Annotated in this window: 26 protein-coding genes; 14 read left to right on the top strand and 12 right to left on the bottom strand. The window is 68.7% G+C overall.

The window, feature by feature from the left end; translation table 11 throughout:
- Nucleotides 1-31: 31 nt before the first annotated feature.
- Nucleotides 32-1099, bottom strand: coding sequence for a quercetin 2,3-dioxygenase (locus AC1DGD_RS04205; protein ID WP_476849554.1), 1068 nt, complete (start codon nucleotides 1097-1099; stop codon nucleotides 32-34).
- A gap of 319 nt (nucleotides 1100-1418) precedes the next feature.
- Between AC1DGD_RS04205 and AC1DGD_RS04200 the strand changes: the two genes are divergently transcribed.
- Both AC1DGD_RS04200 and AC1DGD_RS04195 read left to right on the top strand, forming a co-directional pair.
- Nucleotides 1419-1574, top strand: coding sequence for a hypothetical protein (locus AC1DGD_RS04200; protein WP_476849555.1), 156 nt, complete (start codon nucleotides 1419-1421; stop codon nucleotides 1572-1574).
- A gap of 264 nt (nucleotides 1575-1838) precedes the next feature.
- A complete protein-coding gene (locus AC1DGD_RS04195; RefSeq protein ID WP_476855988.1) occupies nucleotides 1839-2171 on the top strand; it encodes a YegP family protein in 333 nt (110 codons plus the stop codon).
- 70 nt (nucleotides 2172-2241) lie between these two features.
- Here the strand turns inward: AC1DGD_RS04195 and AC1DGD_RS04190 are convergent, their stop codons facing one another.
- The 3 genes from AC1DGD_RS04190 to AC1DGD_RS04180 all read right to left on the bottom strand — a co-directional run bounded on the left by AC1DGD_RS04190 (nucleotide 2242) and on the right by AC1DGD_RS04180 (nucleotide 3689).
- Nucleotides 2242-2508: a hypothetical protein gene (locus tag AC1DGD_RS04190; protein WP_476849557.1), complete on the bottom strand. Its 267-nt coding sequence runs from the start codon at nucleotides 2506-2508 to the stop codon at nucleotides 2242-2244.
- Between the two features lie 130 nt (nucleotides 2509-2638).
- Entirely contained in the window at nucleotides 2639-3310 is a 672-nt protein-coding gene (locus tag AC1DGD_RS04185) for a hypothetical protein (protein ID WP_476849558.1), read from the bottom strand.
- Nucleotides 3261-3689 (bottom strand): hypothetical protein, encoded by a 429-nt coding sequence (locus AC1DGD_RS04180; protein ID WP_476855987.1) that lies wholly within the window; start codon nucleotides 3687-3689, stop codon nucleotides 3261-3263. Before AC1DGD_RS04180 ends, AC1DGD_RS04185 begins: the two co-directional genes overlap by 50 nt.
- 158 nt (nucleotides 3690-3847) lie before the next feature.
- Between AC1DGD_RS04180 and AC1DGD_RS04175 the strand changes: the two genes are divergently transcribed.
- The 4 genes from AC1DGD_RS04175 to AC1DGD_RS04160 all read left to right on the top strand — a co-directional run bounded on the left by AC1DGD_RS04175 (nucleotide 3848) and on the right by AC1DGD_RS04160 (nucleotide 9235).
- Nucleotides 3848-4354, top strand: a complete 507-nt coding sequence (locus tag AC1DGD_RS04175) for a sigma-70 family RNA polymerase sigma factor (protein ID WP_230011359.1) — start codon at nucleotides 3848-3850, stop codon at nucleotides 4352-4354.
- Nucleotides 4351-5067, top strand: coding sequence for an anti-sigma factor family protein (locus AC1DGD_RS04170; protein WP_476855986.1), 717 nt, complete (start codon nucleotides 4351-4353; stop codon nucleotides 5065-5067). The genes AC1DGD_RS04175 and AC1DGD_RS04170 overlap by 4 nt, the downstream gene beginning before the upstream one ends.
- Before the next feature lie 63 nt (nucleotides 5068-5130).
- Nucleotides 5131-7824 carry an ATP-dependent helicase HrpB gene (gene hrpB, locus AC1DGD_RS04165; protein ID WP_476855985.1) on the top strand — a complete coding sequence of 898 codons (2694 nt, stop codon included), beginning with the start codon at nucleotides 5131-5133 and terminating at the stop codon, nucleotides 7822-7824.
- A 187-nt stretch (nucleotides 7825-8011) separates the two neighbouring features.
- Complete coding sequence (locus tag AC1DGD_RS04160) at nucleotides 8012-9235, top strand: macrolide family glycosyltransferase (protein WP_476855984.1); 1224 nt, start codon at nucleotides 8012-8014, stop codon at nucleotides 9233-9235.
- Nucleotides 9236-9258: 23 nt separating this feature from the next.
- On the opposite strand, the gene AC1DGD_RS04155 is transcribed toward AC1DGD_RS04160, so the two are convergent.
- Nucleotides 9259-9948, bottom strand: coding sequence for an alpha/beta hydrolase family protein (locus tag AC1DGD_RS04155; protein ID WP_476855983.1), 690 nt, complete (start codon nucleotides 9946-9948; stop codon nucleotides 9259-9261).
- 70 nt (nucleotides 9949-10018) lie between these two features.
- Here AC1DGD_RS04155 and ligD point away from each other — a divergent pair, with 70 nt between their 5' ends.
- Nucleotides 10019-11044 (top strand): non-homologous end-joining DNA ligase, encoded by a 1026-nt coding sequence (ligD, locus tag AC1DGD_RS04150; RefSeq protein WP_476855982.1) that lies wholly within the window; start codon nucleotides 10019-10021, stop codon nucleotides 11042-11044.
- A 67-nt stretch (nucleotides 11045-11111) separates the two neighbouring features.
- The gene (locus AC1DGD_RS04145; RefSeq protein ID WP_164468558.1) at nucleotides 11112-11249 is read left to right on the top strand and encodes a hypothetical protein; all 138 of its coding nucleotides are present in this window, start codon (nucleotides 11112-11114) and stop codon (nucleotides 11247-11249) included.
- Here AC1DGD_RS04145 and AC1DGD_RS04140 read toward each other — a convergent pair.
- Together AC1DGD_RS04140 and AC1DGD_RS04135 are read right to left on the bottom strand one after the other, a co-directional pair.
- On the bottom strand, nucleotides 11239-11505 hold the full coding sequence (locus AC1DGD_RS04140) for a hypothetical protein (protein WP_476849564.1): 267 nt from the start codon (nucleotides 11503-11505) through the stop codon (nucleotides 11239-11241). The genes AC1DGD_RS04145 and AC1DGD_RS04140 overlap by 11 nt on opposite strands.
- 210 nt (nucleotides 11506-11715) lie before the next feature.
- Nucleotides 11716-12063: a hypothetical protein gene (locus AC1DGD_RS04135; RefSeq protein ID WP_043436051.1), complete on the bottom strand. Its 348-nt coding sequence runs from the start codon at nucleotides 12061-12063 to the stop codon at nucleotides 11716-11718.
- Nucleotides 12064-12275: 212 nt separating this feature from the next.
- Here AC1DGD_RS04135 and AC1DGD_RS04130 point away from each other — a divergent pair, with 212 nt between their 5' ends.
- The 3 genes from AC1DGD_RS04130 (at nucleotide 12276) to AC1DGD_RS04120 (ending at nucleotide 15101) form a co-directional block, all read left to right on the top strand.
- Nucleotides 12276-13559, top strand: coding sequence for a class I SAM-dependent methyltransferase (locus tag AC1DGD_RS04130; RefSeq protein ID WP_476855981.1), 1284 nt, complete (start codon nucleotides 12276-12278; stop codon nucleotides 13557-13559).
- A gap of 71 nt (nucleotides 13560-13630) precedes the next feature.
- Complete coding sequence (locus AC1DGD_RS04125) at nucleotides 13631-14656, top strand: pirin family protein (RefSeq protein WP_476855980.1); 1026 nt, start codon at nucleotides 13631-13633, stop codon at nucleotides 14654-14656.
- A gap of 97 nt (nucleotides 14657-14753) precedes the next feature.
- Complete coding sequence (locus tag AC1DGD_RS04120; protein WP_476855979.1) at nucleotides 14754-15101, top strand: GNAT family N-acetyltransferase; 348 nt, start codon at nucleotides 14754-14756, stop codon at nucleotides 15099-15101.
- A 30-nt stretch (nucleotides 15102-15131) separates the two neighbouring features.
- Here the strand turns inward: AC1DGD_RS04120 and AC1DGD_RS04115 are convergent, their stop codons facing one another.
- Both AC1DGD_RS04115 and AC1DGD_RS04110 read right to left on the bottom strand, forming a co-directional pair.
- Nucleotides 15132-15710 carry a TMEM175 family protein gene (locus tag AC1DGD_RS04115; protein ID WP_028276784.1) on the bottom strand — a complete coding sequence of 193 codons (579 nt, stop codon included), beginning with the start codon at nucleotides 15708-15710 and terminating at the stop codon, nucleotides 15132-15134.
- 81 nt (nucleotides 15711-15791) lie between these two features.
- A complete protein-coding gene (locus AC1DGD_RS04110) occupies nucleotides 15792-16121 on the bottom strand; it encodes a carboxymuconolactone decarboxylase (protein ID WP_476849568.1) in 330 nt (109 codons plus the stop codon).
- A 324-nt stretch (nucleotides 16122-16445) separates the two neighbouring features.
- Between AC1DGD_RS04110 and AC1DGD_RS04105 the strand changes: the two genes are divergently transcribed.
- Nucleotides 16446-17885, top strand: coding sequence for a DUF2252 domain-containing protein (locus tag AC1DGD_RS04105; RefSeq protein ID WP_476855978.1), 1440 nt, complete (start codon nucleotides 16446-16448; stop codon nucleotides 17883-17885).
- 28 nt (nucleotides 17886-17913) lie between these two features.
- A complete protein-coding gene (locus AC1DGD_RS04100; RefSeq protein ID WP_476855977.1) occupies nucleotides 17914-19416 on the top strand; it encodes an FAD-dependent oxidoreductase in 1503 nt (500 codons plus the stop codon).
- Here AC1DGD_RS04100 and AC1DGD_RS04095 read toward each other — a convergent pair.
- The 3 genes from AC1DGD_RS04095 to AC1DGD_RS04085 all read right to left on the bottom strand — a co-directional run bounded on the left by AC1DGD_RS04095 (nucleotide 19413) and on the right by AC1DGD_RS04085 (nucleotide 21187).
- Complete coding sequence (locus AC1DGD_RS04095) at nucleotides 19413-20249, bottom strand: CDP-alcohol phosphatidyltransferase family protein (RefSeq protein WP_476855976.1); 837 nt, start codon at nucleotides 20247-20249, stop codon at nucleotides 19413-19415. The two genes, AC1DGD_RS04100 and AC1DGD_RS04095, sit on opposite strands and share 4 nt — an antisense overlap.
- A gap of 114 nt (nucleotides 20250-20363) precedes the next feature.
- Nucleotides 20364-20774, bottom strand: coding sequence for a hypothetical protein (locus AC1DGD_RS04090; RefSeq protein ID WP_476855975.1), 411 nt, complete (start codon nucleotides 20772-20774; stop codon nucleotides 20364-20366).
- A 44-nt stretch (nucleotides 20775-20818) separates the two neighbouring features.
- Nucleotides 20819-21187: a cupredoxin domain-containing protein gene (locus tag AC1DGD_RS04085; protein WP_476855974.1), complete on the bottom strand. Its 369-nt coding sequence runs from the start codon at nucleotides 21185-21187 to the stop codon at nucleotides 20819-20821.
- A 202-nt stretch (nucleotides 21188-21389) separates the two neighbouring features.
- On the opposite strand from AC1DGD_RS04085, the gene AC1DGD_RS04080 reads away from it, so the two are divergent.
- Nucleotides 21390-22337 carry a cation diffusion facilitator family transporter gene (locus AC1DGD_RS04080; RefSeq protein ID WP_476855973.1) on the top strand — a complete coding sequence of 316 codons (948 nt, stop codon included), beginning with the start codon at nucleotides 21390-21392 and terminating at the stop codon, nucleotides 22335-22337.
- The last annotated feature ends 21 nt before the right edge of the window (nucleotides 22338-22358 follow it).

Raw genomic sequence — 22358 nt, 5'->3', positions numbered from 1 at the left:
CCGGAAAACCGGGTCAGATGCCCCGGTCCGGCTAGATGTCCAGCGCAGCCCTGCGCTGCGGCGGGGGACCCACCACGGTCAGGTCCATCTCGGCCTGGGCCCGGCCGAAGCCCTCCATGTCCATGTAGGGCTCGCCGCCCTCGGTGTACATGTAGTCCTCCGTGGGCTTGTTGAAGTACTCGAAGAAGCCGTTGAAGACCGACGGCGTCAGGAACCCGACCATCTGGGTGTTGTGGGAATCGAAGGCGAAGGAGTGGATGGTCCCGGCCGGGGCGTGGAGGAAGTCGCCCTTGGTGAGCAGCACTTCGCGGCCGTTGGCGTAGATCCACATCCGGCCCTCGGTGCAGAGGAAGTTTTCCGTGTGCTGTTCGTGGAAGTGCAGCGGAATGTAGGGGGACTTGGCGCCCTTGGTGTGGACGGCGAAGTAGTTCGATCCCGTGTTCGCCGGCCGGGACAGGTAAGTGAACATGGTCTGGTAGCTGACCATCCGCTCGCCCTCGCCGGCACTGAGGAAGTACGGGCTCTGGGCCGCCGGCAGCCCGGCGTCCTGCCGGAAAGACGGTGCCACGCGTTCGACGTCGGGGAACGTCATGCCGAATTCGGCGCCCACCGCCGCGCACTCCTGCAGGCTGGGCTTCCGGCCCGGGGTGACAGGCGGGACGTGCGAATCGATGGGTGTGCCGACGCGTTCGTAGTAGGCCTCGGCGCCGCCCGGGGTCATCCAGTTCAGGAACCGGGTGTAGTGGCTTGCCATCCGGTACGCGTGCGGGGTTCCCGGCGGGATCACCACGGAATCCCCGGGAGTCAGGATGCGGCTTTCGCCCGGCAGCCAGACGTGCAGGATGCCGTCGAAGACATACAGCGTTTTGTGTTCCACCGCGTGGCTCACAAACGGCGATTCGGCCCCCATGCCGCCGGAGATGTAGGCGGCGCTGAAAATGCCGCCGGTGTCCGCCGCACGGGCGATCACCGTGACCAGCTGGCCGTTGATCTCATAGCGGGCGCCTTCGCCCGACGCCATGTAGTACGGGACGGCGTCGCCCGGCAGCACATTCGCCAACGGGAGCTCTTTGTTCATTTCCTCAACGCTGAGGGACATCGCATCCTTCTTTCCTGTCTGTGGAGCGCGGGCTGCCCCCAAGACTGCCCCTGATTCTCCGCCGCTGCGACTTCCATTTCCAATGGATGAAACACTTCTGCCCGTCGCTCCGGGCTGTTGGGCGCCGGGAAGCCGTTGGCGGCGGCCTGCGGGCGGTCACGGGTAGGCGCCCGCCGCCTTTCGCCGATACGGTCCAAAGTCCCTGTTTTGGTGTCAGTGCTCCCGGTTAGTCTTGCGTGAGGCGCATGGCGGTCCGTAATGCGAGCCGGTGCGCCTCCAGCCAAGAACAATGGGGGGTACGTTGTCCAACGATTCAGTCATGACCTGGTTTCCCGGCGACGCAGGCCGCACGGCGGCAGCCGAGCCTTCAGAGCGGAGCGAGGCCGTCGCCCCCTCCTGGGACCGCGTCATCCCGCAAGGGTCTCCCGGCGCCAGCCGCGGTGACTACTGCCGCGACCATTGGCCGCCCCTGTAGGGGTACCGCGGAGGCGCCAGTGTTCCTGCCCGCGGCGGACCCAGACGGCGGCTGCCCGCGCACGGCTGTTGGCTTTTATTTACCTGGGATTTACGTGACTTGCCTTGTGGGCGTTCCACGGACGCAGCGAGACTTTAATGACGGGCTGACATCATCCGTTCAGCCCTCAGGGACAAACCAAACCAGCGGGCAGCAGCGACGCTTTCCTCTTCACCCCGTGGCAATGATGCCCGGACGGGGAGCCCGCGCATCGGGAGGATCGTCATGGCCGGCACATTTGAACTCTTCGTTGACGCCGATGCCTGCTTCAGGTTTCGGCTCAGGGCACCGGACGGGGCAGTACTGGCCGTGTCAAAGGGCTTCGCGGACAAGCCTGCAGCGGTTGCCGGCATCACCGCGGTGCGCGAGTACGCCGGCATGGGGCTGATCAGTGATCTGTGCCCGGAGCCGCCGGTAAGTCCGGCGGCACCGCGGCCGAGAAGCACTCCGACGCGGGTGCCCGGCGTCGACCGGCGGGTGCACGACAACGACCTCCGGATCCGCGCCCGCGCCCTCCGCCGCCCGGCGCACGGGCCGGGCGCGGTAGGCGTCGGCTGATCCGGCCGGGCCCACGGCGACCCGGCCGCGGCAAACGGCCAAGGCGGACGTTGGGTGGCCAGGGGCGCCGCTACGGGTCCATTCCGGCGTGCACCGGAACGAATTCGATCTTGTTCGCGGGCTGGACCGTTTTCCTGGGCGCCCGCGAGAACCCCTTGGCATCCAGGTGGTTCTGCGCCCGGTACTCTGCCAGGGCCTCGTCGTAGATGCCGTTGAGCCGGTGCCCGGAATAGACGTGTTCTGAGCCATCGGTGAACGTGATGCTGATGAGCGATTTTTCCGGGAAGTGCCGGTTCATGCGGATGAACCCCTCGGCGTCTTGCTTGAGATTGATCATGTGGTTCCCACTTTCGTGATCGAGTTGATCCAGTCTCCCGCCTTCGTTGTGACTAAACCAACCGGCCAGGACCAGCCGGCTTCCTTCGACGGTCCAGGCCACCCTGCTCGATGGGGATGGGGCCGTGCCCCTATTCGGGGGCATACGCGTCCACCGCTTGCTGCAGCACGGGGCTGAAGCGGTCCCAGGAATCGGCCGGCGTGGCCACAACCAGGACGCTGCTTCCCCGGGTTCCTGCAACGAGGCAGGCTATTTCACGGTATTTGTGGGCACCGATCCGCGTTACATAGGTGTCTTCCACGCAGGAACCGTTGCCTCCCCGGAACCCCATTCCGGCGCGGTACTGCAGCCGGCTCGCGGATGCGGCGTTCTCGCCCGTGAGATGGGCCAGCCGGAATTCGGGCCAATTAGCCAGCGACTCGTCGCCTTGCTGCGGCGTGGCGTTGAGATAGATCTGGAGGTCCCCGTCGGGGGCGGTGACGGTCGCGGACACGCTGCCGGGGTCGCCCGGCACGGGAGCGGCATCAGGTGGGATGGCCAGCACGGCTGTGGTGTCCGGAAGCTCCAGCGGCTGCCATCCTGCCGGGGCCGGTCCGGCACGGAACCACGCGAACGGGGTGGGGCCGGAGGCAGGCGCCGCCGGCTGGTTCCCGGCCGGACTGCCGCACGCGCTGAGGGCCAAAGCCGCTAGCGCCGCCGGCACCCCGAACAGGAGCCCCCTGCCGGGGCCCGGCCCAAGCGCCCCGTGGCTGCTACCTGTTGCCGTCACCGTCGTCCGGTCCTCCGTTGTTGTCGGCATCATGATCGTTTCCGGCAGGCACGCGGGCGGGCGGCGGAACCATGGGCCGCGGCGCCGGTGGAACGACGCGCCGCGGGGCGGGCGCCGGCGGCCGGATCATGGGCGCCGGGGCGGGCGGGGCAACGGTCGACGGCGGAGCCGGCACAACGGGCGGGGCAACGGTCGACGGCGGAGCCGGCACAACGGGCGGGGCAACGGTCGACGGCGGAGCCGCGTTACCGGCTGGGTCCTTGGGCGACGGCGTGGGGGTCCCCGTCACAGGAACTGACGGGACTGTGTAGGGGGCCGGTGCCGGCATCGCTGTGCGCCCGGCGAAGCAGGCCCCCAGCAGCAGGATGGCGCCCAACGCCGCGGCGGCAGTCGCCGGGCGAAGAATCTTCATTGTGCTCTCCTTTGGGATGGCCGGCCAGGGGCGGCCGGACCTGTCCCTACAACGGTTCCGGCAGCCTGCAGGTTCAACGCTGGCTGCGGCCATTAACCGCGCCGGGCGCAAGTGAACTGTTTGCCGCCCGGCGTCGTCCTACCTCCAAGGAGGCGGAAATGTCCGATCAGGAGGCCGAGTTACTGCGATCGCTGCAGGAGGCTTACGGCCCGGCGCTATGGCGGTTCGTCATGGGGATGACCCGTGACAGTGCCCTGGCGGATGACGTCGTGCAGGAGACGCTGATCCGCGCGTGGAAACACCCGGCGATTCTGCGGCGCCCGGAGACGGCGGTGCGGGCCTGGCTTTACACGGTTGCCCGCAACCTCGTCATCGATGACCGGCGCAGCGCCCGGCGCCGGCACGAAACGGGAACCGATCAGCTGCCTGAGATTCCGGAGGCGGACCGGGTCGACAGGATCCTGGACGGGTGGCTTGTCTCGGATGCGCTCGCCGGGCTGTCCGCCGAGCACCGGGCCGTCGTCATTCATTCGTACTATTTGCGGGAGACGACCGCCGAGATCGCGCAAAATCTTCAACTGGCCGAGGGAACGGTGAAGTCGCGCCTGCACTACGCGCTGAGGGCGATGCGGCTGGCCCTGCAGGAGGGAGGCGTGACGCCATGAACCAGAACGGAACCGATGAGTACCGCCGCTGGGATGCCGCGTACGTGCTGGGTTCCCTCATCTCCTCCGAGCGGCGCGAGTTCGAGGAGCACCTGTCCGGCTGCGCGGGCTGCAGGGCCGCCGTCGCCGACCTTGCCGGACTGCCGTCGCTGCTGGCAGCACTCTCACCCGAGGAAGCCCAGTCCCTCGGGCGGACGGACGGCGAACGGCGGACGCCGACGTTGCAGCCCGGGCTGGCGCATAAGGTCCAACGCGGCCGCCGGCGCACCCGCCTGGCTGTCGCCGGGATCATGCTGGGTGCCGCTGCCGCCGCAGGCGCGGTTTACGTTGAGGTCACGGCCTCCCCGCCCCCGGCTGCCCAGATCCAGGCCGCATCCGCGACGGCCCTGAACTTCACGCCGGTCGCCGACAGCGCCATGGTGGCCACCGGATCCCTGACCACGCAGCCGTGGGGAACGCAGATCGACTGGCAGTGCACGTACACGCCGTCCCCGGCCGACTACGCTTTGCCGGGCGGTCTCCGCGCGCCGGAGGAGTACGGATTGGTGGTTGTCGACTCCCGCGGCGCCACGACCCAGGTGGCCACTTGGACAGCAACGCCGGGGACAGTGGCGACGCCGACGGCCACCACGGTTGTCCCGAGAGCCGATATCCGCAGCATTGAAATCCGTGCCGTCGCGAGCGGCAAGACGCTGCTGGCCGCGCGCCCGTAGCGCCGGATCAGCGGCGCGGCGCCGGATGGATGGCCAGGACTCCATTGCAGGGACAATGGAGGCGTGACTTCCGCGACCGCACCCCTGGACCCAGCCTGCGCGAAGGGGCTTTTCGATCTCGGCGCCATCGGGGCGGGCCTGGCTTTTGCTGAATCGCTGGGAGCCCTCGCGGCGGCATTGCAGGCCGGCGGTGCGGGGGCGTCCGCGGTGGTGCAGGCGCCTCCTGGGACAGGCAAGACAACACTGGTGCCGCCGCTGCTCGCCAACATCGCCGCCGGCGTGGGGGGCGGGCGCCCGCGGATCGTGGTCACCCAGCCGCGCCGCGTCGCTGCCCGTGCGGCCGCCCGGCGCATGGCCGCCCTGGACGGCACCCGGCTCGGCGACCGCGTGGGCTACACGGTCCGCGGGGAACGCCAGACCGGCCCGGGTACCGTGATCGAGTTCGTTACCCCCGGCATCCTGTTGCGCCGCCTCCTCGCGGACCCGGGGCTCGAGGGCACGGACGCCGTGATCCTCGATGAGGTCCACGAACGCGGGCTGGAGACCGACCTACTCGTTGGCATGCTCGCCGAAGTCCGCCAGTTGCGCGGCGACCTCGCCCTCGTCGCCATGTCGGCCACCCTCGATGCCCCCCGCTTCGCCGCCTTGATTGGAGACGCACCGATCGGTGGGGCGGCGGACGGAATTGACGACGGCGGCGGCCCGGCACCGGTCATCGACTGTCCGTCCGTGCTGTTTCCGCTGGACGTGGAATGGGCCCCCGCGCCGGCGCCGCGGCTGGATGAGCGGGGCGTGGCCCGGGCCTTCCTGGACCATGTGGCCGACACGGCAGCGGCCGGGCACGCGGCCGCGTTGGCTGGCGGACGGGATCTGGACGCCCTGGTGTTTGTTCCCGGCGCCTGGGAGGTTTCCTACGTGGCTGCGCGGCTCCGCGGCCGGAGCCGCGCCGAGGTTCTTGAACTCCACGGCCAGGCCCCGCCGGCGGAGCAGGACCGCGCCGTCTCCGGGCGTGAGCCCGGCGGGGCTGCCCGGATCATCGTTTCCACCGCACTCGCCGAGTCCTCCCTCACTGTTCCGGGCGTCCGGCTGGTTATCGATTCCGGGCTGTCCCGCGAGCCGCGGCGCGACGCCGGCCGCGGAATGTCCGGACTCGTGACGGTGTCCTGCTCCCGGGCGTCCGCGGACCAGCGTGCCGGCCGTGCCGCACGCCAGGGCCCGGGCACGGTGATCCGCTGCTATGACCAGCGGGCCTTTGGCGCCGCGCCGGCGCACCCGACGCCGGAGATCGCGGCAGCTGACCTGACCGGCGCCGCCCTGGTCCTGGCCTGCTGGGGAGCCCCCGGCGGCCGGGGACTGGCGCTGCCGGACGCGCCGCCCCGGGCCGCGATGGACGAGGCCGTCGAAGTGCTGCGGGAACTCGGCGCCGTCACCGCGGACGGTCACGCAACCGAGGTGGGCAAGACCCTGGCCCGGGTCCCGACTGATCCCCGGCTGGCCCGCGCCCTGCTGGACGGCGCCGCGACGGTGGGCTACCGCACGGCGGCCGAGGCCGTTGCCCTGGTCTCGGGGGACCAGCGCGCACCGGGCGCAGACCTCTCCAGGTTGCTTGCCGCGCTGCGGACGGGCCGGGATCCCGGATCCCGGCGCTGGTCGGAGGACGTCCGGCGGATGGAGTCAATCGCCCGGCAGGAATCCACCGGTGGCGGGCACCAGAAGCCATCCGGCGCCGCGCCGGTTGCGTCTGCTGGGGCCGTTGGTGCCGCGGACGCGGTCGGGTTCGTCGTCGCCCTGGCTTTCCCGGACCGGGTGGCGCGCCGCGTTCCGGGCCAGGGGCCGGCGCAATACCTGCTGACCTCCGGAACGCGGGCCGGGTTGCCGGCCGGCAGCGCCCTGTCCGGGCACGAATGGCTGGGAGTGGCCGAAGTGTCCCGCGCACAAGGGCGCGACGCCGCGGGGACCGGTGCCGTCATCCGTTCTGCGGCGCCGCTGACGGCGGAAACCGCAGAGGCCGCCGCCGGCAACCTCCTGAGCGACACGCTGCAGGCGCGGTTTAGCCAGGGCCGGGTCTCGGCCCGGCGGGAGCGCCGCCTGGGCGCGATCGTGCTCTCGTCCACCCCGGTGCGGCCTCCTGCGGAGGAGGGCCGCGCAGCCGTGGCCCGCGCCCTGGCCAGCGAGGGGCTGGCCACCATCGGATGGTCGAACGCGGCGGACGGCTTGCGCCGCCGTCTTGCCCTGCTGCACCGGGAGCTGGGCGGGGCATGGCCCGACGTTTCCGAGCCGGCGTTGCTGGCCCGGCTTGAGGACTGGCTGGCCCCGGAGCTCGCGGCGTTGGCCGGCGGGGCATCGACGGGCGGGATCGACCTCGCCGGCCCGCTGAGCCGGCTGCTGCCGTGGCCCGAGGCGGCCCGGCTGGGCGAACTGGCACCCGAGTCGCTGGCGGTCCCCAGCGGATCCCGGATCCGGATCGACTACCCGGACGCGGCAGACGCCACCGGCCGGCCCGTAGTGGCCGTCAAGCTGCAGGAGTGCTTTGGCTGGGCCGAGACGCCGCGGCTGGCCGACGGGCGCGTGCCGGTGCTGTTCCACCTGCTCTCGCCGGCCCGCCGGCCCCTGGCCGTGACAGACGATCTCGCATCCTTCTGGTCCGGGCCCTACGCCCAGGTCCGGGCCGAAATGCGCGGCCGCTATCCGCGGCATCCGTGGCCTGAAGACCCATGGACAGCGCCCGCGACAGCCCGGACCAAGCCGCGGAACTGACGCCGGACCAGCAGCCCGGCGCTGCCAACTGACCACTCGCGCCGCCCGGGCAACAGGGGCATGATGAAGGAGCACGACACCGGCGGGCCTCCCGGCCCGCGGGACGCCGGGCAAACAGGCCGGTCAAACGGGCGGGTCAAACCTGCCCGTCAAACAAAAATCAGCCACGCGATGAAGAGTGATGGCCATGCACCTTGCGTTCGTCTCCATTCCCGCCTACGGACACGTGAACCCGACCCTGCCGCTGGTGGCGGAGCTCGTGGCCCGGGGGCACAGGGTCACATATTTCACGTCCGCCGACTTCGGACCGCTGATCCGCAAGGCCGGCGCGGACTTTCACGCGTCCGGCGGGAACTGGATGGCATCGCTGCCCGCCCTGGGGCCCGGGCAGCGGGCACAGGCGCACCTGATGCTGCCGATCATGCACCGCGTGTTCGAGGACCTCAGAACCAGCTTTCCGGCGTTGGTCGATCAACTCCGCCAGGACCCGCCGGACGCTATCTGCTTTGACGCGATGACGCTTAGCGGCAGCATGGCGGCGGAAAAGATCGGTGCCCCGGCCATTGCCCTCATGCCCACCTATGCCACCAACGAGCACTTCTCGCTGAGATCGCTGATGCCTGCCCCGCCACCGGACGGCGCCGATGAGATGGCCAAGGTTGCGCTGGCCATGGGCCGATTGCTGGCGGAGTTCGCGGCCGGGCAGGGCGTGCGGACACCGCGGATGTTCGATGGTCCGCCTGCGCCGTTCAACATCGTGTTCCTACCCCGCGAATTCCAGCCCATGGGGGCGACCTTCGATGACCGGTTCCGGTTTGTGGGTCCCAGCGTCGGCGGCCGGGATACCGACGGCGAATGGGAGCGTGAGGGAACGGGACCGCTGTTGTTTATTTCGCTGGGCACCACCCCGCTGAACCGCCGGCCGGACTTCTTCCGGATGTGCCTTGATGCCTTCGGCGGAAGCGAGTGGGACGTCGCGATGGCCGTTGGGGACCAGACCAGCCTGGCCGATCTCGGCACGATTGCGCCGAACGTCCGGGTCCGGCCGTTCTTCCCGCAATTGCAGGTACTGCGCCGGACCGCCGTCTTCATCACCCACGCCGGCATGAATTCGACCATGGAAGCGCTGTATTACGCCGTCCCAATGGTGGCCGTGCCCCAGCAGCCGGAACAGGCGGCCACCGCCCGCCGGCTGGAAGAACTGGGTCTGGGCAGGCGCCTTGCTCCGGAGGATGTCGGGTCCGACGCGCTCCGGGCCGCGGTCACCGCGGTCCATTCGGACGAGCAGGTCCGGCGCAACCTGGCCGCGATGCGCGATGTTGTCCGCAGCGCGGGAGGGGCCGTGGCTGCCGCCGACGCCATCGAGGCGCGTGTGCAGCACGGGGCGGGCCGGTTCGGCGACGTCGGCTAGGCCGGGCCGTGATGCCAGACCGGTCAGGGGAGCGCGGCCGCGGGATTATCGCCGTGTGTTTTCAGGAAGTCGGCGACCGTCGCCGCCAGTGACGCCCCCGCCTCGTCGGCACTGCGCTTCGCGCCGGCAACGGCAAAGGAGTGGTCCCCGCCCTCGCGCCACTCCACGGTCGCGGACGGCCCGATTTTGGCCGCCACGGCCTCGAGCAGTTCCGGGGTGGCGAACGTGTCCCGCGTGCCCTGCAGGAACAGCATCGGCAGCGTCAGCCCGTAGAGGTGCTCGTCGCGGAGCTTTTCCGGTTTCCCCGGCGGGTGCAGCGGGTAGCCCAGATAGACCAACCCGGCGGCAGGCATGCCTTCCGCGACGGCCATTGAGGCCATGCGTCCGCCGAACGATTTCCCGGCGGCCCACAACGGCCGGCCCGCGGAACGGGACGCGGCGGCGGCCATGGCCGCCCGCCAGGTGGCGATGGCAGCCGGCGGCCGGTCCGGGAATTTTCGTCCGGCCTCGCGGTAGGGGAAGTTGAAGCGCAGGGTGGCGACGCCGAGTTCGTTCAGGGCGCGGGTGAAGCCCACAAGGAACGGATGGTCCATTCCCGCCCCGGCGCCGTGGGCAACAACCAGGGTTGCGAAGGAGTCCTCGGGGCCGGCAAAGACGCCCGACACTGCGGCGTCGCCGACTTCAAGGGTGATCGGGAACTCGGGCGTTGTCATGTGTCCATCATGCCGGGTGGACGGCTGTTCCGCTCTTCAACTGTCCACGCCGCCGGGGTAGGTTGTCCCCATGGCCAAGGAAGAAGTCCACCTCACCGTCAGCGGTCCGCATGGCGACCGGGAGTTGCGGGTGTCCAGCCCGGCGAGGGTTCTCTGGCCCGGCCCGGGACTGACCAAGCTGGACCTGGCCCGGTACCTGGTGGACGTCGGGGACGCCTTCCTGGCCGCGAACGGGGACCGGCCGGTAACGCTCCAGCGGTTCAAGGACACGGTGGACGGCGAGCAATTCTTCTCCAAGAACCCGCCCAAGGGTGCCCCGGACTTCATCCGCGCGGTCGACGTCGTCTATCCAAGCGGACGCACGCATCCCCAGCTGGTCATTGACGAAATCGCCGCCGCGGTGTGGGCGGTGCAGATGAATACGGTGGTCTTCCACCCCTGGGCCTCCCGGGCCGGCAAACCGGATTATCCGGACGAGTTGCGGATCGACCTCGACCCGCAGCCCGGTACCGGGTTCGTCGATGCCGTTCCGGTTGCACGCGAGTTGCGGCGCGTACTCGCGGAGGCCGGGCTGGAGGCCTTCATCAAGACCTCGGGCAACCGGGGGCTTCACGTCTTTGCCCCGATCGAGCCGACCCGGGAGTTCCTGGACGTGCGCCACGCCGTCATCGCGGCAGCCCGCGAACTCGAGCGTCGGATGCCCGCGCAGGTCACCACCGCGTGGTGGAAAGAGGAACGCGGCGCCCGCATCTTCGTCGACTTCAACCAGGCGAACCGCGACCGCACGATCGCGGGGGCCTACAGCCCGCGCGCACTCGCCAACGCGACGGTGTCGTGCCCGATCCGCTGGGAAGAGCTCGGGTCCGTCGACCCGGCTGATTTCACGATCGCCACCGTTCCGGAGCGGCTCAAAGTTTCCGGCGATCCGTGGGAGGGCATGCACGCAGGTGGCGCCGGCTCCGTCGATCTTTTGCTGGAATGGTGGAACAGGGACCTCGAAGCCGGGCTGGGGGAGCTGCCGTTCCCGCCGGACTTCCCGAAGATGCCGGGGGAACCGCCGCGGGTGCAGCCGAGCCGGGCGCGCAACAGCGGCTGAGGCTGCCCGCGCGGACGGGCAACACCCGCCGGCCCATCCGTGGCCGCTCCTGCATCGAATTACCGGCATGAGCAAGTCGGAGAAGAAGAACCTGCGGTATTGCGACTACTACTGCTTCATGTCGCTGAAGGACTTCGCGGCCTGGGTCGACGCCGACGACGACCGGGAACCCGCCATGTCCTACGCCGGGACCCCTACCAGGTAAGTTCCTGGGCCTTTATTACGTAGTGGCCGTCCCGCTCGGTGAACGTGGCCCGGTACCCGCGTTTGACCCCGTTAACCACCATCTGGCAATCCGTATGCGTGTTGACCTTGATATCCGGGAAGTTCTTGCACTCCACTTCGGAAATCGTGACACCAGGGTCCGTGGGTTTGGCGCGGGCCTTGATCCGCTCGGCCAGAACCTTGCCGCTGGTCTGCGGATCGAAGACCACCACCGACGGCGGGGCCGTCGCCGTCACCGTGGTTGTGGGGCCCGGTATGGCCGGGGGAGCGCCGCAACCCGTCATCAGGAGCGCCGCGCCCAGGCTTGCTGCACATGCAGTTCTGAATAAGTTCATCGTCGATCAAGTCCGTCCGACGCCCGACCACAGGGCTGCCCGAGACCCAGGCTGCCAGACCCAACGATGCCCGGACGGGCTTGGGGAATCCTTGGCCCTGCGGCCGCGGTGCTAGCGGTGGGAACGGACAGTGCGAAGAATGCCGCGGATCGAAACGCCAACGGCGCACACCAGAGGGGCCAGCGCCACCAGAAGGACGACGGTGTTGGGCCGGAACGTCATGCGGCCCGAGGAGCCCTTGGCGTAGACGCCCAGGGGCAAGACGAAGCCGCCGCCCCCGCCTCCACTTCCGCCGCTGCCGGGCTGGGCGTCTTCCGGGCTGCTGCCTCCGCCGAAGCCGAAGGACACCACCGCTACCGGGACGATCTCTTCTCCTGCGATGTTCACGGCGGGCCCGTAGGCCCGGGACACACCGACATTCTTGAACGTGTCCACGAGGGACGAGAAAGACTCAGACATAGGACACACCATAGGCAACAGCACCCCCACGCGCCAGAGGCGTCCGCCGCTGATGCTTTGGGCAGGCGTGGTGTGCAGGGAAGACGGGAGGGGGCGGGGAAAGGAATCGGAACCAAAGCTCTGGTTGCCGGGCGTGTCATGCCCTTAGATTTGGAACTGGCGGGCTCAGCCCGCAGCACCGGAGACGAGGCACTGGAATTGAGGCACTGGACATGACGGCATCCACGAATGCGGCTTCACGGCTGGCTGACGCGCTGGCGATCATCCTTGGCACCGACGGCATCCCCCTGCGGCTGAAGGCCTGGGACGGCTCGGAAGCGGGACCGGAAGACGCTCCAGTCGTCGTTTTCCGGTCCCGGCGGGCACTTCGACGGATGCTGTGGTCCCCGGGACAGCTTGGACTGAGCCGCGCCTACGTGGCCGGCGATATCGAGGCACCCGGCGACATCTTCGCTGCCTTCGCGGCCATCAGTGCGGCGGGAAAGTTCGCCGAGCCCGGACCGTTCCGGCCGCCGACGCCCGGCGAGGTGTTCGCGCTGGTCAAAACAGCTGTCCGGCTCGGCGCGCTCGGAACGAACCCGGCGCCGCCGCCGGAGGAAGCGCGCGTGAGCCGGCACGGCCGGCGGCATTCCAAGGGGCGCGATGCCGCGGCCATTTCCCACCATTACGACGTCGGGAACGACTTTTACGCCCTCGTCCTGGGCCCTTCCATGGTGTACTCGTGCGCGGTCTGGGAGTCGGACGAGACCGGGCTAGACGCCGCCCAGAACGCCAAGCTCGATCTGGTCTGCCGCAAGTTGGGGCTCCAGCCGGGCATGCGGGTGCTGGATGTGGGATGCGGTTGGGGCAGCCTGGCGCTGCATGCCGCGCAACACTATGGGGCCGACGTCGTCGGGGTGACGCTCTCGGTCGAACAGGCGGCCCTGGCCCGCAAGCGGGCGGCGGACGCCGGACTCACGGACCGGGTGGACATCCGGGTGCAGGACTACCGCGACGTGGACGACGGGCCGTTCGACGCGATCAGCTCCATCGGCATGTCAGAGCATGTAGGGCGCGAGCAGATCCAGCACTATTCTTCCCACCTGCAGGGCCTGCTCCGCCCGGGAGGACGGCTGCTCAACCACGCGATTTCCTGGAACGCCGGCGCGACCCCGCCGGACCCTGACTCCTTCATTCCCCGTTATGTCTTTCCGGACGGTGAGATGCTCAGCCTCTCGGAGATGGTCGCGGCACTCGAATCGGCGGGCCTGGAGATCATGGACGTCGAGGCGTTGCGGCCCCACTATGCCCTGACGCTCAGGGCGTGGGTGCGGAACCTGGAGGAGCACTGGGACGAGGCCGTGCGTTTGGCCGGACTGGGAAGGGCCCGGGTGTGGCGGCTCTACATGGCCGCGAGCGCACTCGGCTTCGAGGCTGGCATCACGGGCGTGAACCAGATCCTGGTCCAGCGCCCGGGCGGCGCGGAACCCCCATTGCGCCGTTCGGCCTGGATGTGAGGCCCGGTCCTGGAAGTCCAGGCCGTGTGCCGAAGGCTGACCCGCGGACCGCGCGAAGCTAGGCTGTCATCATGAGCAATACCGAAGTCGCGCCCCAGGAAATCCTTTGCGAAACGGACAGGACCTGCGCCGGCGTCGAACTCCTGGTTCCGCGGCAGGTCCCGCTGGGCGGCCCGCGCGCGATGGATGTGCGGCGCACCCTTCCGCAGCGCCAGCGCAGCCTCATTGGGGCGTGGTGCTTCCTGGACCACTACGGCCCGGACCAGGTCGGCGATTCCGGCGGCATGAAAGTCCCGCGCCACCCGCACACCGGTCTTCAAACCGTCAGCTGGCTGTTCACAGGCGAAATCGAGCACCGGGATTCGGCCGGCTTCCACGCAGCGGTGCGGCCCGGTGAAGTGAACCTTATGACCGCCGGCCGCGGCATCAGCCATTCGGAATTTTCCACCCCGGATACCACCGTCCTGCACGGCGCGCAGCTGTGGGTGGCGCTGCCGGACACGGCACGCCACATGGCGCCCACCTTTGAGCACTACCGTCCGGAGCCGGTCAGCGGAAACGGCTGGACCATGCGCGTCTTCCTGGGCGCACTCGCCGGGTCCGTCTCGCCCGTCACCACCCACACGCCCCTGCTCGGTGCCGAGCTCCTGCTCGAAGCGGGGACGGAGCTGACGCTCGCAACAGATGCGTCCTTCGAACACGGCCTGCTCGTGGACTCGGGCAACCTTGCCCTGGACGGGCAGCCGGTCCCGACGGACAACCTCGCGTACCTGCCCGTCGGCCACGGGTCCCTGACCCTGGTCGCGGGCAGCGAGGGAGCCCGCGTTCTCCTCATTGGCGGAGAGCCGCTGGGCGAAAAAATCGTGATGTGGTGGAACTTCGTCGGCCGCAGCCATGAGGAGATCGTCGCGTACAGGGACCAGTGGCAGTCCGAGATCGGCGCGGACACCGGCACTGCGGACTCCGGCACTGCGGACGCCGGCGCGGACGCCGGCGGCCGGGCATCCGACCTGCGGTTCGGCCCGTTCCCGCCCGGCGGCCCCGCCGCTCTCCCTGCCCCGGCCCTGCCGAATGCCCGCATCCGGCCCCGCGGCTGACCTGTTCATTCCGGCAGGCCCATACTGGCAAGCCCAGCCAGCCCTGCACCCGTAAGCCCGACTGCCTGGCCAATCCGGCCCGCTCAAGGAGACCATATTGACCACGATCACCATCAGTAACAACCCGCAGCGCAGCCGTTTCGAAGTGCTCGACGCCGGCACCGTGATCGGCCAGGCCGCTTACGTGGACGACGTCGGGGCGGGCCAGCGGATTTTCTACCACACGGAGATCAACGAGGAATATGGCGGCCGCGGGCTGGCCGGGGTGCTGGCCGAGCAGGCACTCGATGAGACTATCGCCGCGGGCCTCACGATCGTTCCGGTGTGTCCCTACATCAAGAAGTACTTGGGCAAGCACCCGGGCTATGCGGCCCACGTGGTACCGCCGGCCCCGGCGCATCTGCGGTTCCTGAGCGCCTCGCTGGCCCAACGCGTCCGGCAGTAGCCGCTCCGGGACACACCTGGGCCTCTGGACTCACGTGTGTGCGATGAACCGCTCCACACGCCGGTCCGGGATGAGCCAGATCGCGGCGACCACCGAATAGGCGGCGATCCCCAAGAGCGGGTTCACCAGGCTGAGCCCCATCCCGGCGATGTAGAGCGCCGGCGATCCCTTGCCCTTCCAGTCCTGCCCCATGGCCCGGTCCAGCGCGCCGCCGCGTCCCTGCTGGCGGATCAGGGTTGTTTTCAGGATGTAGTAGGCAATGGCGGCGAACAGCAGGTCCAGCCCATAGACGAGGACGGGTACCTCCGCCAGGCCCGTGTCATTTATCCACCGGGTGGTGAAGGGGATGAGGGAGAGCCAGAACAGCAGATGCAGGTTTGCCCAGAGCACCCCACCGTTGATCCGCCCGGCCAGATGCAGCATGTGGTGGTGGTTGTTCCAGTAAATCCCGACATAGATGAAGCTCAGCAGGTAGCTGAGCAGCGTTGGAAGCTCGTGAAGCAGGGCCGGCCAGGTCGGTTCGGCGGGGACGTGAAGCTCCAGCACCATGATGGTGATGACGATCGCCAGCACGCCGTCGCTGAAGGCCTCCAGCCGGTTCTTGTTCATGGGCCGCCTTTAGTCAGGGCATCGTGGCAGATGCAACGAGGAACTGCCGACGCCGTGACGTGCGGTTCGTAAGTAAGGGTACTAGTCCGGGGTCCCTGCTTCGAGTTCTTCCTCCGCCATTTCGAGGGCAAAGCCCAGCGCCTGGACGAGATTGGTGGTCGCCGCCACGATCCGGGGAGTGCCGACGATGGGTGCAACGGCGATCAGGATGCCCCGGACATCCTCCAAGGTGATGCCGACGTCTACGGCGGTACCGGCGTTGAACAGGTAGGAGGCGCCCGGGGCGTCGACTGCCGCGAGCGCCGCAATCCGGGCCAGCATCAGTTCGCGAGGCTCAAGGGTGGAGCGTTCGAGCGAAACGGCGGTGATGTCGGCGAGGACGGCGAGAACAGGTGCTTCTTCTTCGGCCATGGTTATGTCTCCATCTGGTTTCAGTGTTGTGCGCCGAGTGACGCGACGTGAGCGGATCGGCCCGACTCGTCATGAACGTAACCCGCCACGACCAGGGGTGGCATCACCCGAACCGCATGAATCGATTGGTCAGTGGCCCGGCTGCGGAACAGATGGCGTTTTGAGCCTGCGCTGCGGGATCCATCAGCGATGCGTTGACGATGGGCCGGTTCGGGGCCAGAATCGCAGTAGCTTGAGCCGAGACGCAGTGGCGCGCTCGGCGGGGACTGACCCAGGCAAGCAGTGCCGGTGGCGGTTCCGGACCTAACAGGGAGGTCGCCGATCATGGCCGAGACCAAAAAAGTCAAGCATCCGAGTGTCGAGGAGCGTGCTGCGAAGGGCAAGGGCCGCCGGGAAAAGACGCCCGTCTCCGCCCACACTGGGTGGAAACCCGCGTCCGATCGCCCGGATCCGGTCGCGCTGCTTGAGGAACAGAACCTCACCCGCGAACAAGACCTCGTGCCGGTGCGTCACGGCCGGATGCTGGTCTCACCGTTCACGTTCTACCGGGGCGCCGCCAAGATCATGGCAACCGATCTGAAAGACACTCCCCGGGCCGGCCTGGTGTCCCAACTGTGCGGGGACGCCCATCTGTCCAACTTTGGCGTCTTCGCCTCACCAGAGCGGACCCTGTTGTTCGATCTCAACGATTTCGACGAAACTCTGCCCGGCCCATTCGAGTACGACGTCAAACGCATGGCCGCGAGCTTCACCATCGCGGCGCGGAACAACGCGTTCACCAAGGAAGAAACGCGCGACGCGACACTCACCGCCGTTCGTGCTTACCGCGAAGCGATGGCAGAGTTCGCACAGATGGGCACCCTGGACATCTGGTACGCCCGCCTGTCCGAGGAACAGCTGATGGAGACCATCGACCTGGCCGTCGCAACCCAGAAGGGCAAGGCCCTCAAGAAGACTGCCCAGGGCATGGAAAAAGCGGCAAAGGCGAACGTCGCGAAGGCCCACACCCGGGACAGCCTTCAGGCACTGTCCAAGCTCGGCGAGCGCGTGGACGGTAAGTACCAGATCGTCAGTCAGCCGCCGATCGTCATCCCCGTCCGGGAACTGGCAGATACGTACGGTATGTCAGGCGAGGAGGTTGAGAAGGCTGTTCGTGACCAGCTCCGGTCCTACCGGGCCACACTGCCGGATGACCGGCGACACCTTCTCGAGCAATTCGAAGTCATCGACGTCGCCCGCAAGGTCGTGGGCGTCGGCAGCGTCGGCACCCGGGCCTTCATCGTCCTGCTCCAAGGACGCGATCAACAGGACCCCTTGTTCCTCCAGGTCAAGGAGGCGACGAGGTCGGTGCTCGAGGACCACTTGCCGAAGAGCAAGTTCAAGCAGCCGGGCGAGCGCGTGGTGCAGGGCCAGCGGATGATGCAGGCCGCGAGTGACATCTTCCTGGGGTGGACCAAGGGGGTACAGGACAACCGGTACCTGTATTGGCGCCAACTGCGTGACATGAAGGGCTCAGCCGTTGTGGAAGGGATGAAGCCGCTCGGCATGACCTTCTATGCCGACGCCTGCGGCTGGACGCTGGCGCGGGCCCACGCCCGGTCCGGCGACCCCATCGCGATCGCGTCCTACCTCGGTAAGAGCGACAAGTTCGAACGCTCCATCAGCGATTTTTCCGAGCGGTACGCGGACCAGAACGAAAAGGACTACCAGGCCTTCGCCGACGCGGTTCGCTCCGGCCGTCTGGAAGCTACTGAGGGCCTCTGATTCCGGATGTTCAGCAGAAGGCGCCGCCGTGGGTGAACGGCTCGAAGGACGGCAGGTTTCGCTCTGGATCGCCACAACCGGTACCACCCGCTATCCCTCCCTGGACACGGATCTTGAGGTCGACGTCGCCGTCGTCGGGGGAGGGATCGCCGGCCTGACGGCGGCGCTGGCCCTCAAGCGCGCCGGCAGCACCGTCGCGGTCCTGGAGGCAGCCCGCATTGGCACCGGCGTCACTGGGCACACCACCGGCAAGGTCACCTCCCTGCACCGGCTGGCCTACACCGAACTCGCGGACCGGCACGGACCGGACGTGGCGGGCACGTACGGGCAGGCCAACCAGGCCGCCATCGAGCACATTGCGCGTGTCGTCGCGGAGGAGGGCATCGACTGCGACTTCCGCAGGGTATCCAATTACACCTACGCAGAATCCGACGACGCCCTCGCCCGGGTCCGCGGCGAGGCGGCCCTGGCCGGGCGGCTCGGCCTGCCAGCCGTCTTTACCTCCGAGGTGCCGCTGCCGTTCGGTGCCCGGGGCGCAGTCCGGTTCGACGGCCAGGCGCAACTCCACGCGGTCAAGTACCTCCAAGGCCTCGCCCGCGCCGTGGACGGGAGCGGAAGCCACGTACTGGAGGACTCGCGCGTCACCTCGGTCCAAGACGGGGTGCCCGCCGCCGTCGGGACCGGGAGCGGCACCGTCCGGGCGCGCGAGGTGATCATTGCCACCAACGTCCCCGTTGGCGACGCCGGCCTGTTTGCCGAACGCTGCTACCTGCACCGTTCCTACGTCGTTGCCAGCCTGGCACCCGCCGTGCCCCTGGAGGGGACCTTCATCAGCGTCGACGAACCGATGCGCTCCATCCTGGCGATCGACATTGAGGGTTCCCGATTCGTTCTCACCGGCGGCGAGGGGCACCGTGCCGCCGAGGCCAGCGATGCCGCCGAGCGGTACCGCCGCCTCGCGGCTTTCTCCCGGGAACGCCTCGGCACCGGGGAGACCAGCTTCCGCTGGTCCACGCAGGACAACATGCCCGTCGACGGGTTGCCCTACGCCGGGACTTTGACTCCGACGGCGGCGCACCTTCATGTGATCACCGGCCTGCGCAAATGGGGCCTGACCAACGGCACCGCGGCCGCCCTGATCCTGGCCGACACCCTGTCGGGCCGTCACAACCCCTGGGCCGCGGTATTCGATACCAACCGCCCTTCCGCCCGCCAGGCCGGCGGGGTGCGGCAGCAACCGGACCAGCCGCCCCCACACCGGCTGCCGAATCAACCGGCCGTCGCCGGGCTGAGACCCGGCGAAGGCACCGTCGTGGAGATCGACGGCGAAATGACCGCCGTCTACGCTGGCGCTGCCGGGGGCCTCCTCGCCGTCTCGGCCATCTGCACGCATCTGGGTTGCACGGTCGCGTTCAACGCGGACGATTCGACGTGGGACTGCCCCTGCCACGGCTCGCGGTTTTCCGCCGACGGCGCCGTCATCCAGGGCCCGGCGACGATGGACCTGGCGCCGAGACCCGCACCGCGTTAGGTTCCTGCCGGTGTTCCGGCCCGTATGGCGGGGGAGCCGGCGGCCGAAGCGCGGCTTGCCCGGAGCCGTTCCAGCTCGACCACGTCCCGCCCGAATGAAAAGGCCAGCAGCCCAAGCGCCGGCCCGAGCACCATGGCTCCCAGCGGCGGAGGCACCCCCGGCAACAGAGCGAACAGCAGGGCCGCTGGCTGCGTGGCTCCGATGACCCTGCGGACCGTGCTGGACTGCAGCGGGTTCTTCAGGGACGGCCGGAACCAGGCCGCTGCGAGGAACGCGTAGTACATCAGGCCGATGCCCAGGGGCCACAGGCCGAACTTTCCCGCCGCCGTGCAGGACAGCACCAGGACCAGCGCGGCGTCCGTATCCGAATCCAGGCGTGAACCCTCGGCCGTGGCACAACCCGTGAACCGGGCCACCCGTCCGTCGACGGCATCGAGCAGGAACGCGGCCGTGCCCAGGACAACCACCAGAAAGCTTGGTCCGGTTCCGGCTCCGGCGATCAACCCCACCACCGTTTCGGCGGCACAGCAGGCGACGATGCAGGCCCTGCCGAGGGTGACGCGGTCCGCGGGGGTGGAAAAACGGGGTTTCCGCCGCAGAACGGAGCCGGCGGCCCGGGTGATCACCGCGGCCCCCGCCGCCAGGGCCAGGAGCCAGGGAACAGGATCCGTGAGGACCGCCGCGCCGAGCCAGGCCCACACCACGAGATAGGCGCCGACGGCGGTGCCGGCATCCGCCACGGCACGGCGGGCGGCTGCCGATCCCGGCCCGGTCTGCCCTGGCGCCGGGAAAGCGGTGCCCCTCGTCGGATCTGCAGGCCGGATTCCAGGCACGTTTGCTGACCCCGTGCCTGTAGACGCCGTGCCCTCTTGTTTCGTGCCTTCTGCAAACGACTTCAGCCTGAACCACCCCGCCCACATGCTAGCAAGTCCGCGGCCCGGGGTTGGTCAATGCTTGGACTGGGTGCCCTGCCCGTTCGTCCGCCGTCCGGCCCGGACGAAACCGATGGCTGCCAGGACGGCTCCGGCGCCTTCAGCCACGGCGCTGACAGACTTCTCGAAGAACCAGATGGGCTCGTACATGGCCGGGAAAGGCCCGAACGCGGGAATATTCACATAACGGTATGCCACCACGGCCATGAAGGCGCTCAGGGCGATGACGAATGCGACGGCGAAGGCCGCCCTGCTGCCGCGCAGCAGCACGTACAACCCGGCCAGCACAGCGGCAGCTGATTCCAGCAGGAACAGGTTCCCTTGGCCGATTCCCGCGGAGTTCCCCGCCTGGTAGCCCGGGGCCAGGTGGATGTGGACGGCGGCGTCAATGAACAGGGCAACGGCCGTGAGGATTCGCAGTGTCATGCCGGCCGTATGGACCCGCACGGCCCGTCCGGGGCTCTGGGCGCTCATTTGACCACCAGCGTCCCGTGCATGCCCGGATGGTAGGTGCAGTGATACGCGTAGGATCCGGGCTTCGTCGGCGCGGTGAAGGTGGCAGTGCCGCCGCCCTTGACCTGGGCATCGAACGCTGAGCCTTCGTCAGCCGTGACCGTGTGCGCCGCGGCATCCATGTTGGTTACGGTGACCGCCGCGCCGGGGGCCACGGTGAGCGGGTCGCCGTAGGCGAAGTCCTTGATGGTGATGATGGTGGTGGCGGCGGCGGTGCCCGCCGTCGGGCCGGCCCCGTAGGCGGGGCCGGGTGGGGGCGCCGACGTCGACGCCGGCGATCCGCTGCCGCCGGCGCACCCGCCGGCGCCCAGCAAGATCAGGAGCAACCATAGCGATGACAGCTTCCGACGAGCATTCATTGCGCACCACCCCGAGCGGCTTGAGGAAACGAGCGGATGAACGTACTAGCTATATTGTGCGCCTGACCGGCACGAATGGAACCAGTCTGCGTCGAACGCCGGTCCGGGACAGCCCGGGGAGATAGCGTAGTCCCTGGCATGCATCCTGCAGCCGAGGGAGGAAAATGGCGTGAAGCGTAAGAAGTCCTGGTCCGCATCGCTCACGGTGCTGATTGCCTTTGCAGCGAACGTCCTTGTCGCGGCAGCCAAGACAGTGGCCGCACTTATCTCTGGCTCGGCGTCCATGACTGCCGAGGCGGCCCACTCCTGGGCCGATACCGGCAACCAGGTCTTCCTGCTCATCGCCGAACGGAAAGCCGCGCGGAAACGCGACAAAGCCCACCCCATGGGTTACGGGCGCGAGGCCTACGTATGGTCAATGATCGCCGCCTTTGGCTTGTTTACGGCCGGCGCGGTGGTGTCGGTGATGCACGGCATCCAGCAGCTGATCACCCCGGAACCGCCAGGTGACTATGGGATCGCCTACCTGGTGCTGGCCATCGCGTTCGTCCTTGAAGGCGTGTCCTTCATCCAGGCGTTCCGGCAAAACCGGAAGGCGGCGCGAGAGCTGGACCGGAACACCCTGGAGCAGGTGCTCAAGGGCTCCGACCCCACGCTGCGCGCCGTCTTCGCCGAGGATGGGGCAGCGCTTGTTGGCCTGCTCATCGCCTTCGCCGGGATATTCCTGCACCAGGTCACGGGGTCCTCCGTGCCGGACGCCGTGGGGTCCATTCTGGTGGGCATCCTCCTGGCCGTGGTTGCCGTCGTGCTGATCGACCGGAACCGGCGCTTCCTGGTGGGGCAAGCCGTGACCGGCGATATCGAGGGCACCATGGCCCGCCGCCTCCTCGAGCACCCAGCGATCGAACGCATCACGTACCTGCATCTCGAATACGTCGGCCCGCGCAAGCTTTACGTCGTGGCGGCCGTGGACATACAGGGGGACCTCCGGGAACACGACGTCGCCGTGGCCCTACGCCGCGTTGAACGCGAACTTGAGGACCACGAAACGGTGGAAGAGGCCGTCCTGACACTGGCCACCGCGGACGAGCCCTCGTTGGTCTTCCCCGCCGTTTGAGCACAACGCCGACCGCCGGGT

The organism is Arthrobacter sp. 05T45 (genome assembly GCF_056395875.1).
Note: the sequence above shows the minus strand (reverse complement) of the source record. Positions and strands in the feature narration are given on the sequence as shown.